Genomic DNA, 11,889 nt, shown 5'->3' on the forward strand with positions numbered 1-11,889 from the left:
TTTAACTTGTGTCTTATACAAGACTAATAATTGGTTAAGGAACTCCCATGAATGCATTTGAATTACGTGAGCCAGACTGGAACGCAATAGAGCCAGCACGCTTAACCGCACAGCCAAAGTTACAAGGTAATGTGTTGGTTTTGCCCACTCAGTTTGGTGATATTAGCGTAACGATAAGCCAGTTTGGTTTACGTTTAAATGCAGGCACCACGCATGACGAGCAGTTTAGAATATTAACCACAACCCCATCAGAATACCCCCTCACACTTAGCAAAAACAATAATGATTACAGTGTAAGTGGTGGCGAATATCGCCTAGAGTTTTACTGCGACCCTTTTCATTTCAAACTTTATAAAAACGATGAGCTAGTGCAGCAATCAGCAACCGATGGCCACTTTGTACGCCAGCATCGTTTACCGCCACTGGCTAAAACTGATAACGGCTGGATATTAAGCTTAGAGCTTAACTACGATGAGGCCGTGTATGGTCTTGGCGAGAAATGGGGAAAGCTTGATAAACGCGGCCAACTTATTCGTTCATACAACCACGATGCGCTAGGCGTTAACGCCGAAAAGTCTTATAAAAACACACCGTATGCATGGAGCCCAGAAGGCTGGAATTTATTTGTACATACAGCCGTGCCTGTTACCCATGGTGTAGGTTATGCATTATGGTCGCAACGCGCATATGTATGTTTAGTTGAAGATGAGGCGCTAGATGTATTTTTATATCAAGAACAAACACCAGCCCAAAGCATCAACCGTTACTGCGAGCTAACAGGTTTTGCACCGGTACCACCGCAGTGGAGCTTTGGTGTTATTTTATCAAAAGCGTATTACAAAGATGCTCACGAATTACTTAGTGTTGCCCGCGAAGTACGCGCTAAAAATATGCCGTGCGATGTAATTACTCTTGATGGCCGTGCATGGCAAGACACCGACACTCGTTTTGCCTTTGAATGGGACCCAGCACGCTACGCAGACCCAAAACCGGTGCTTGATGAACTAAAAGCGATGGATTTTAAAATTTGTGTGTGGGAATACCCGATGATCTCGGTAAATAACCCATTATTTGCTAAAGCGGCCGAAAACGGTTGGCTAATAAAAGACAAACGCACAGGTAAAGCGTATCAATACGAGTGGGATTTAAGCCCATTTGGCGAAGTACTTACGCCACTACCTGAGTCGGGTATTTTAGATTTTACGCACCCTGATGCTTACGAATATTGGCTCGAATCGCATAAGCCTTTGTTTGAGCTTGGCGTAGATATGATAAAAGCGGATTTTGGCGAGCAGCTAGAAGACGACAATATGATATCTCACAGTGGTGATAGTGGTATTAGGCTGCACAACGTTTACAGCATGTTGTACAACCGCTGCGTTTTTGAGGCCGCCGAAAAATACTGTAAAACTGGGCCATTTTTGTTTAGCCGTTCAGCATGGACGGGCAGCCAACGTTTTCCTGCACAGTGGGGCGGTGACCCGCAAGCTGATTGGCAGGGTTTAGCGGCAAGCATTCGTGGCAGTTTAGCGTGGGGTATGTCGGGTGGGCCATTTTTTGCAACCGACATTGGTGGTTTTTACAAAGACACCCGCGACGCAGAGCTTTACGTGCGCTGGGCACAAGCTTCAGTATTTAGCGCACATATGCGCTTACACGGTATTGGTCCTCGCGAACCGTGGTCTTACACCGAGCAAGCAAGTGATGCGGTATTTGCAGCTCTTAAATTACGCTACCAGTTAATTCCGTACTTACAAACATGTGCAGAGCAAGCGCAGCAAACAGGCTTGCCGGTTCAGCGTGCCATGGCATTGGCATTTCCTGATGATGTACTGGCGCATAGTTTTGATCAGCAATTTATGTGCGGTGAAAAATTACTGGTTGTGCCGTGTGTAGTACCAAACGGTAAAATTAAGTTTTACTTACCGCAAGGCAGTTGGATTCGCTTCCCCGATAAACAAGTTTACGAAGGGAGTAAGTACTACGAGCACACACTCGCACTTGAAGAGATGGCAGTATTTGTACGCGAAGGCGACAGCCTAATGCTTGGCCCAGAGGTTCAACACACAGAACAAGACATGAGCCGATTAACAGCATGGCCTAAATAAAACTCGGCTTAATAAAAAACACACACAACACACATACAACACACAATAATAAAGATATTAGCTTACTTTTTACCGAGTAAAGTAAGCTAAAGGGGGCGCAAGATGGAAGGTATGAACATTACCATGACACTGCTATCGTGCTTGGCGTTTATGGCGCTGGTGGGATATATCTCGTACCAAAAAACCAAAGGGGAAGTTAACACCCAAGATGGCTACTTTTTAGCGGGTCGTGGGTTAACAGGTACATTTATAGCAGGGTCAATGATCCTCACTAACTTATCGGCCGAGCAACTAATTGGCCTTAATGGCTCAGCCTATGGTTACAACCTAAGCTCAATGGCGTGGGAAGTAACCGCAGGAGTATCAACCATCATTATGGCGTTGATCTTTTTGCCTCGTTATCTAGCGGGCGCGTTTTCTACCTTACCTGAATTTTTACGGGATCGTTTTGACGATACCGTACGACGCATGACGGTGATCTTATTTATGGTAGGGTATTGTTTTATAACGATCCCTTCTGTTTTGTACTCAGGATCAATTGCCGTACTTAGACTTTTTGATGTACCCACCTTATTAAATATGAGCTACCAATCAAGCCTAATTGTGACCATTATTACAGTGGGCTCAGTTGGGGCTATTTATGCTGTATTTGGTGGTTTAAAGGCGGTTGCGGTCTCAGATACCATTAATGGTGTTGGGTTACTTATCATTGGTATTTTAGTACCAACACTGGGCTTAATTGCATTGGGTGATGGTAGTTTTTCAGAAGGGTTAAGCACCCTAGTAAACACCGACACAGAAAAGCTCAATGCTATTGGTAGTAGCGATGATCCCGTGCCATTTGGCACTATTTTTACAGGGATGATCTTAGCTAATTTGTTTTATTGGGGCACTAATCAGTATGTGATCCAGCGTACATTGGGCGCTAAAAACTTAGTTGAAGGTCAAAAAGGGGTGTTGTTTTCAGGGTACTTTAAAGTGCTAGTACCGTTTATGATGATGATCCCTGGCGTTATTGCTTACCATCTTTATAAACACGAAAGCCTGCCAACTATCGATTTAGCTTACCCACATTTGGTAAAAGAAGTGCTTCCACAGTATTTATCTGGCTTCTTTTTGGCCGTATTGCTAGGTGCTGTATTTAGCTCATTTAATTCATTGCTCAACAGCGCGGCGACCTTATTTTGCTTAGATGTTTATAAACCAATGAAAAAAAATAAGGTAACAGACAGCCAACTTATAAAAGTAGCCAAAATTACCAGTATTGTTATTGCCATATTGTCGTTTATAACTGCGCCATTATTGATGTTCGCACCTGAAGGTTTATGGCACATAATTCGTGTGTTTACAGGCTTTTACAACATTCCGGTCATCACAATTGTATTGGTAGGTTTGTTTACTCGAAAAGTGCCTGCACTGGGCGCTAAAGTCGCGATTATATTCCATATTATTGCCTACACCTTGCTTAAATTTGTATGGGATGTAGACATTAACTTTATTCATATTTACGCCATTTTGTTCTTAATTGAATTGGTGATAATGCTGGGTATTGGTTACTACAAACCACTTAAAACACCATGGCAATTTACACGCAAAGCTGAGGTAGACCTTAACCCTTGGAAATACGCATTACCTTGCGCAATTGTATTAGTAAGCTTGATTGTTAGCTTATATATATTATTTTCGCCACTCGGATTGGTTGGTGGAACCAGTGTGTACTTTGTACCAAGTTTAGCTGCTGTATGGTCTACAGCCTTAGTGCTTAGCTGGTGGAGTGTACGTCGTTGGCAGGTTAGTTACGAAAATAGCTTAGCGCGTATTGGTGCTAAAAACGCCGCATAACCTGCGGCTATATTCTGTATACCAAACTTAAATCACATTTAATTCACATAATGTTTGCATTAGTAAGATAGTTTGTTTAAATTTAAAGCTCTTATATAAGATATAAGAGCTTTAAGGAAAGTATCACACACTGACACCGCTTTATTAGCAACACACACAATTGCTAGCGCGGTACCACACAGCACACACGCACAATATGGAGAATGACATGAGAGCTAAAAAGTCCGTCTTAAGCTTGGCAGTCACGTTAGCAATGACAACCGGTTTAGCGCTTAGCGCGCAGGTACATGCGCAGCAAGAGCAAATCGAACAAGAACAACAAAAAACAGAAACAGCTAAAAACGATACGTTTGAAAAAATAGTCGTTACTTCACAAAAAAGAACGCAAAGTTTAAACGAAGTACCTGTTGCGGTATCGGTACTTAATAGCGATCAAATTAATTCAGCTTTTACTAATAACATGGAAGGCTTACAGTCACTTGTCCCTTCAGTTAGCTTTAGAAAAGGCACCACAACCCGTAACTCAGCGCTAACAGTGCGCGGTATTGGTACTATTTCATTTAGTATTGCTGCCGAGCCAAGTGTAGCAACTGTTGTTGATGGCGTGGTGCTTGGCCGCTCGGGTCAAGCATTTGCCGATTTATACGACGTAGACCGCATTGAAGTATTACGCGGGCCACAAGGTACATTGTTTGGTAAAAACGCCTCAGCAGGTGTGGTAAACATAACAACAAAAGATCCCTCGTACGACACAACAGGCAGCGTAGAAACCTCGTTTTATCAAGATAACGAATACCGTTTTAAAGGCGTTATAAGCGGCGGTTTAACCGACGACCTAGCGGCAAGCCTAACGGTATTTAAAGGTAAATTTGACGGTTACATTGATAACGTTTACAACAACGAAAAAGTAAACGGTTACGACCGTGAAGGTGCACGTGCTGTATTTAAATACGAGCCAGAGGATGACTTAAGCGTAAAATTTATTGCTGAATTTTATAACGCTGACGATGATTGTTGTGCCGACTTAGAAGCACTACCAAGTGGCCGTAATCCAGATTCAAAATCAGTACCAAACAGTAACGGTATTGTTGATGGCGTAGCCGATATTGATTTAGACCAACGCAGCGTTGATCACGATTACGAGTCGCGCACAATTGACGAACATAGCGCGTTTTCGGTACAGGTTGATAAAACAATTGGCGACTATACATATACTTCAATTACAGCGCAGCGTTCGTGGGATAACACAGAGTACCGTGAAGGCGACTTTACCTCTATTGCTGGCGACAGCAGCGAGCCGGTATTTGACGCGCCGTTTCAATTACACGATTTAGGTGCACAGCAATGGGATCAGTTTTCGCAAGAATTTAGAGTTACATCAAACCTAGCTGGGCCATTTAACTATGTTGCTGGCTTATTTTATTGGAACATGGATTCACAACGTAACTTTACTCGTGATGCTAGTTGTCAAAATAATGGTGGTCAACTTGATAGCGCAATGGCTTTTTACGCGCAAAATAACTTATCGGGCGCTGAACTTGATGCAGCACTTAACGACCTAGATGGTTATACACAAGGCCTAGGTGTTAGCTGTAACGCAAACGATATTGTATCGGCCACTGCTTTTATGAGCACAGAATTTAATAACTGGGCCGCTTTTGCCGATGGTACTTACGATTTATCTGAAGATTTACGCGTATTATTTGGTATTCGTTACACCGACGATGAAGTGTCGTACACGCATCGCCGTGTAAGTAATGATGTGTATGGCCGCACCGGTGTAGGCGTGCGCCCAGCAACACTAAATACAGATGATGAAGGCAAAGCCGAAGAAACCAACGTATCGGGTCGTTTAGGTATGCAATACGATTTAGGCGATGGTCAAATGGTATACGGTACTTACTCGCAAGGTTACAAAGGCCCTGGTTTTAATATTTATTATAACTTTAACCCAGACACCGATAGTCGCGAAATAGCACCTGAAGAGTCTGACGCTTATGAAATAGGCTACAAATACGCAAGCCGCGAATTTGTATTTAACATGGCTCTTTTTAGAACCGAAATTGAAGGCTTTCAAGCTAACAACTTTGACTGTTCAGACGGCACTTGTATTACGCGCTTAACCAATGCGGGTGATGTAAGTACACAAGGTGTTGAAGTTGACTTTATGTGGGCTGCAACAGAGTCGCTAACCCTTACCGGTGGTGTTGCTTACATTAAAGCTGAAATTGACGAGTTTAATTGTCCGGCAGAGGTAGCCGCAGGTTCATGTACTGACCGTTCAGGTTTAGATGTACCATTTTCGCCAGATTTAAAATACTCACTAACGGCTGACTACTTTATTGAAACCGACCATGGCTTTAACGTACATATAAATGGCTCTTACATTTATACCGACGAGCAATACTCAGACCTACCAGACAACGTAGGCGAATTTAACCCAGCCGCTTTGTTACCAGATTACGGTATTTTAAACGCAAGTGTGGGTTTATCGTTTAAAGATGACGCGTTTAGAGTGTCGCTTATTGCTAAAAACTTAACAGATGAAAGCTACGCAACTACCTACAGTGGCGATAACTTCCGTTACCAAATACCACGTGATGCTGAGCGCTACTTTGGAGTATCGTTTAAAGCACGTTTTTAATATTTAAATAATTTTCTTAATAATTTCCCTACAAGCGCAACGTTTTACACGTTGCGTTTTTTTTGTGACTTATCTTTGTAATAGTTTAGTCATTTTACTTTCATTAAAATTACCTTTATCAGTCACATCTGTTTTCTATAGTGCAGCGGTTGATCTTTTTTGTGTTTACACATTTCAAAAAAATAACCACTAAACAATGGGAATTACGGATGAAAATTAAAAAAGTCGCTGCGGCAATCGCGCTAACGTTTACGTTTAGCGCAGTGAGCCATGCTGATGTACTACCGCAAAGCCAAACAGACAGCAGCTGGTATAGCGCTGCGCAAACTAAACTAACAACAAAAACAGCACAAGCGCAGGCTACACAAGCCACTAAAGCTAAAAACGTTATTTTATTTGTGGGCGATGGTATGGGTATATCTACTCTTACTGCCGCGCGCATTTTGCAAGGGCAGCGTAATAACCAATCTGGCGAAGAAGGTTATTTAAGCTTTGAAGAGTTCCCATACTCTGCACAAGTTAAAACGTATAACGTAGATGCTCAAACGCCCGATTCAGCAGGCACGATGACGGCTATTATTTCGGGTGTAAAAACCGATGTGGGCGTTATTGGTGTAGATGAAGATATTGAACGCGGCGTGTGTTCAACAGTAGCAGGTAATGAGCTAATTACCGCGACCGAATTAGCTGAAATTAAAGGGCTATCTACCGGTATTATTTCTACAGCACGTATTACTCATGCAACTCCTGCTGCCACGTATGCTAAATCGGCTGACCGTAACTGGGAAGACGTATCAGATATGCCAGAAGATGCCGTAACGGGTGGCTGTGAAGACATTGCATCGCAACTGGTTAACTTTGAAAAAAACCTAGAAGCACGATTTGTAGGGACCGACGTAGACGGTCTTGATTTTGTAATGGGTGGCGGTCGTCGTCACTTTTTACCAAAAGATGAAACAGCTAACTCAACAGACGCAGTAAGCGCTATAGAAGGCGACCGTACTGACGAGCGCAACCTAGTAACTGAGTGGCAAACACAATACCCAGATGCTACGTACGTAATGGATCAAACAGGCTTTGATTCAATTGCAGATGACGCAACTAAAGTATTTGGTTTATTTAACGAATCCCACATGCAGTACGAAGCTGACCGCGCAAATGATGTAGCGGGCGAGCCTTCGCTTACCGATATGACCACTAAAGCAATTGAAGTGCTTGGTAAAAACGATAATGGATTTTTCTTAACGGTTGAGTCGGGTCGAATTGACCACGCGCACCATGCGGGTAATGCGTACAACGCGCTTAACGACACCATTGAGTTTGCTAAAGCCGTGCAAGCAGCGGTAGATAACACCAATCCAGAAGAAACCCTTATTTTAGTAACCGCTGATCACAGCCATGTATTTACTATTGCCGGCTACCCTAAGCGTGGTAATCCAATTTTAGGTCAAGTAGTTGCAGTAGGCGAAACAACACCAAGCTTAGCCGCCGACGATATGCCGTACACCACAGTAGGTTACGCAAATGGTTTAGGTTTTAGAAACTTGGGCAGTGAGACTGATGCGGATGCAAGTTACACAAGTGCTGCTGTTGCAGGGCGTGTTGAGCTAAATGGCGTTGATACAACGACCCCAGGTTTTCACCAAGAAGCAACTGTACCAATGGGCTCAGAAACACACGCGGGTGAAGATATTTCACTGCATGCAAAAGGTCCAGGTGCTCAGCTAGCACAAGGCGTAATTGAACAAAACGTAGTGTTTCATCTAATTAATCAAGCTCTTGAACTAACTCAGCAATAATGGCGGCTAACATGAACAAATTAACAGTACTTTCTTTAGCAGTAATGGTCGCGCTAGCAGGTTGCTCGAGTGACGATAACAAAAATGAAAATAATATTATTGCAGTAGATAACGCTATTGCAGTGGGCTCTGATCAGTGCATTAATGGCGGTGTAGAGACTCAAGTAGGCGCAGATACCAATAATAACGACGTGCTAGACAGCGACGAAGTTAACTCAACTAATTTAGTGTGTAATGCACCTGCAACGTCGCTCACAAACGAGCAATTAGCCTCGCTTACTAGTAATGCATGGTTTAGTGAAGCACAAACAAAATTAGGTGCTGCACAAACAGCCAGTAGCAACATTGTTACTGAATCAGGCAAAGCTAAAAACGTTATTTTATTTGTGGGCGATGGTATGGGTATTTCTACCATAACCGCAGCACGTATTTTAGCGGGTCAGTTAGAGGGCGAAATGGGTGAAGAGCACCAGTTAAGCTTTGAAACTATGCCTTTTTCGGGCTTTGTAAAAACATACAACGTAGATGCGCAAACGCCAGATTCGGCAGGCACTATGACCGCAATGGCATCGGGTGTTAAAACCGACGCGGGCGTTTTAGGTATAGATGAAGCGGTTGAACGTGGTAATTGTGCATCAGGCAAAGGGCACGAACTAGTTACCTCATTAGAGCTTGCTGAAATTGCAGGCAAAGCAACAGGGATTATTTCTACAGCGCGTATTACTCACGCAACACCCGCTGCAACGTATGCTAAATCGGCAGAGCGTAACTGGGAAGATATCTCCGATATGCCAGAAAGTGCCGCAACGTGTGAAGACATTGCATCGCAACTGGTTAACTTTGAAGCCAACCTAGAAGCACGCTTTAGTGGTGTTGATGTAGACGGTATTGACGTAGTAATGGGCGGCGGTCGTCGTCACTTTTTACCAAAAGATGCCGCGTTTAATTCAGCCGATGCAGTAAGTGCTGTTGAAGGGGATCGTACAGATAACCGCGACTTAACCGCAGAGTGGAAAACGCAATATCCAAATGGCACGTACGTAATGGATCAAACCGGTTTTGATGCAATAAGTGACGACGCCACTAAAGTGTTTGGCTTATTTAACGAATCCCACATGCAGTACGAAGCTGACCGCGTAAACGATGTTGCAGGCGAGCCTTCGCTTTCACAAATGACCGAAAAAGCAATAAACGTACTTGATAACAACGAGCAAGGTTTTTTCTTAACGGTTGAGTCGGGTCGAATTGACCACGCGCATCATGCGGGTAACGCTTATAACGCGTTAAACGACACTATTGAGCTTGCCAAAGCCGTTAAAGTGGCAATGGAAAACACCAACCCAGAAGAAACATTAATAGTTGTAACTGCCGATCACAGCCATGTATTTACCATTGCTGGTTACCCTAAACGCGGTAACCCAATTTTAGGTAAAGTGGTTGCAGTAGGCGCTACTGAGCCAAGCTTAGCTGCCGACGATATGCCTTATACAACGGTTGGTTACACCAATGGTGGTGGCTTTAGAAACCTAGGTAGCGAGACCGATGCCGATGCAGGTTACGCCTTTGCACCGGTTACAGGGCGTGTTGATTTAACAGATGTTGATACAACAACACCTGGTTTTCATCAAGAAGCACTGGTACCAATGGGCTCAGAAACACATGCCGGTGAAGACGTAGGCGTTTATGCAATGGGCCCAGGTGCACACTTGGTAACAGGCACAAACGAGCAAAGCTTTTTGTTCCATGTAATGGACTTTGCCGCTGACTTTGTAAAAACAGCAGACGAAAAACTAGCGCAATAAATACCGCCTAGTTATAAATTTAGTTAAATATATCTAAATAAAAAACCCCGCCTACTTTGCGGGGTTTTTGTCATTAAACTGACATTTATAATCGTTATGTTATTGCCATAAACTTGAAATATAAATAAGAGATAGCTAAATGAAAAAAGCGTTATTAATAATTGCCACGCTTGTGAGTACAAGTAGCTTTGCCTCGCAATGTGATATTGATGCCAAGCATTTAAAAGCGGATTATAAAATTACCAACAGCCATAAAGCGCAGCAAAGTAGCGAGTCACTTACCCTTTGGCGAAACAATCAGCAAGTAGCGCATCAAAGTGAAGTAATAACCGAGCTTTGGCAGCACTTAGCCAATAATCAAATACGACCAATACGTTACTTTAACGCCCAGCAACGCGGTATTGAATACCAACCATCTGAGGTACGCGGCGTACAAAACTGGAGTGCTAAAAGTCAGCTGGTGGATAACCACCTAATCGAAAAAATGACCCTAGTAAGCACCCAAGGCAAAGGCTGCGATGAAGTAAAAAACTATACACTGAGCGAAAATGGCAACGACTTTAACCTCGCCTTTTTTACGCATTCAAAATTAGTTAAAACATTTAGTATCAGTAATAAAAAAAACCAAACCAGTACATTGCTAAGCCTTAATAATGTAAACACTGATAAGCCATTAATTACTGCTCAATTTGCACAGTGGGATCGCTTTCAAACCACCGATTACGCCGACATTGGCGATAACGAAAGCGACCCGTTTTTAGCTAAAATGATAAACCTTGGTTTTATAGAGCACAGCGCAACGGGGTTTTATAACCAGCAAGGCGAGGCTATTCAAGGCGGGCATCACCACTAGGTTTTAGTTGAGTTTTAATGTGGCGTAGGACGAGCTTGCTGTGTTGGGGGTAAATTTATACTTCAGTCAGCAAGCTGTGGTGAGCTATCAACCGGCCTCTAAAATAAAGTGAATTTAAAATACTTCCGCCTAAATAATACTTCGAATAATCGCCTCATCTTATAAATAAGCACCGCCTGCTGCTAATTATTTATAGTTCGCAATAACTTACGCTATTTGATACTAATAGAAGTCCACGCAATAGGGACGCTTGAAAAAGTACTTATTAGCAAAGCTGTTATATTGGAACTTAAATGCGAGTACTTTTAGTTATATGTTTTTTATGGACTAGCTTATTATTTGCCTGCGGCAATGATGAACTAGGCCAATCAGCCTCTTTTGCAAAAATAAATGAAGACTATAGCGTAGGTAACTTTGTTGGCTATGATGTCTACGTACCTGAGATATTTAAAGACTATTATTTAACGTCATTTACAGTAGTGATAAAAGATACTTTATTAGCAGACTTGGATTTTACTGAAGCTAATAGTTATGAAGGTTATTACAAGGTATTTTTTCAAGTTAATCCTGAGAGATTAGATTCATTAAATATAGTACTTGGTTATTCAACAACAAAAGACAAAAAAGGAATTGTAATGTGTGGTGAAAGAATACAGTTAAATTTAAAAGAGTTACTCAGAGCAAATCAACCAGAAATGATCATCGCGCCCCCACCACCACTAAAATAGATCGAATTATTAAATTATTTTTAAACGTCGATCAAAGCGCTTGAAATAGTTTGTTCGGGTTTTGTTTGGTCTTATATTTATATAGCTTAAGTAGTTCGCTATGTTTAAACAAA

General features: G+C 42.5%; 7 protein-coding genes. All 7 read left to right on the forward strand.

The features are described 5' to 3' along the window. Positions 1-47 precede the first annotated feature (47 nt). The 7 genes from H5092_RS15275 (at position 48) to H5092_RS15305 (ending at position 11,776) form a co-directional block, all read left to right on the forward strand. Positions 48-2,108 carry an alpha-xylosidase gene (locus H5092_RS15275; protein WP_182733862.1) on the forward strand — a complete coding sequence of 687 codons (2,061 nt, stop codon included), beginning with the start codon at positions 48-50 and terminating at the stop codon, positions 2,106-2,108. A gap of 102 nt (positions 2,109-2,210) precedes the next feature. Then, positions 2,211-3,950, forward strand: coding sequence for a solute:sodium symporter family transporter (locus H5092_RS15280; protein WP_024594848.1), 1,740 nt, complete (start codon positions 2,211-2,213; stop codon positions 3,948-3,950). Positions 3,951-4,158: 208 nt separating this feature from the next. Then, positions 4,159-6,594, forward strand: a complete 2,436-nt coding sequence (locus H5092_RS15285) for a TonB-dependent receptor (protein ID WP_182733864.1) — start codon at positions 4,159-4,161, stop codon at positions 6,592-6,594. Between the two features lie 209 nt (positions 6,595-6,803). Next, positions 6,804-8,393 (forward strand): alkaline phosphatase, encoded by a 1,590-nt coding sequence (locus H5092_RS15290; RefSeq protein WP_024595529.1) that lies wholly within the window; start codon positions 6,804-6,806, stop codon positions 8,391-8,393. Between the two features lie 11 nt (positions 8,394-8,404). Further along, positions 8,405-10,195, forward strand: a complete 1,791-nt coding sequence (locus H5092_RS15295) for an alkaline phosphatase (RefSeq protein WP_182733866.1) — start codon at positions 8,405-8,407, stop codon at positions 10,193-10,195. Positions 10,196-10,334: 139 nt separating this feature from the next. Beyond that, positions 10,335-11,048, forward strand: coding sequence for a hypothetical protein (locus H5092_RS15300; protein ID WP_182733869.1), 714 nt, complete (start codon positions 10,335-10,337; stop codon positions 11,046-11,048). 293 nt (positions 11,049-11,341) lie between these two features. Continuing rightward, positions 11,342-11,776, forward strand: coding sequence for a hypothetical protein (locus H5092_RS15305; protein ID WP_182696066.1), 435 nt, complete (start codon positions 11,342-11,344; stop codon positions 11,774-11,776). The last annotated feature ends 113 nt before the right edge of the window (positions 11,777-11,889 follow it).

The sequence above is a fragment of the Pseudoalteromonas sp. SR41-7 genome (assembly GCF_014163935.1).
GTDB lineage: Bacteria > Pseudomonadota > Gammaproteobacteria > Enterobacterales > Alteromonadaceae > Pseudoalteromonas > Pseudoalteromonas distincta.

What these genes read in the sequence shown, in the direction of transcription:
- H5092_RS15275 (WP_182733862.1), top strand. Translation starts at nt 48, where the DNA reads ATGAATGCATTTGAATTACGTGAGCCAGACTGGAACGCAATAGAGCCA.
- H5092_RS15280 (WP_024594848.1), top strand. Translation starts at nt 2,211, where the DNA reads ATGGAAGGTATGAACATTACCATGACACTGCTATCGTGCTTGGCGTTT.
- H5092_RS15285 (WP_182733864.1), top strand. Translation starts at nt 4,159, where the DNA reads ATGAGAGCTAAAAAGTCCGTCTTAAGCTTGGCAGTCACGTTAGCAATG.
- H5092_RS15290 (WP_024595529.1), top strand. Translation starts at nt 6,804, where the DNA reads ATGAAAATTAAAAAAGTCGCTGCGGCAATCGCGCTAACGTTTACGTTT.
- H5092_RS15295 (WP_182733866.1), top strand. Translation starts at nt 8,405, where the DNA reads ATGAACAAATTAACAGTACTTTCTTTAGCAGTAATGGTCGCGCTAGCA.
- H5092_RS15300 (WP_182733869.1), top strand. Translation starts at nt 10,335, where the DNA reads ATGAAAAAAGCGTTATTAATAATTGCCACGCTTGTGAGTACAAGTAGC.
- H5092_RS15305 (WP_182696066.1), top strand. Translation starts at nt 11,342, where the DNA reads ATGCGAGTACTTTTAGTTATATGTTTTTTATGGACTAGCTTATTATTT.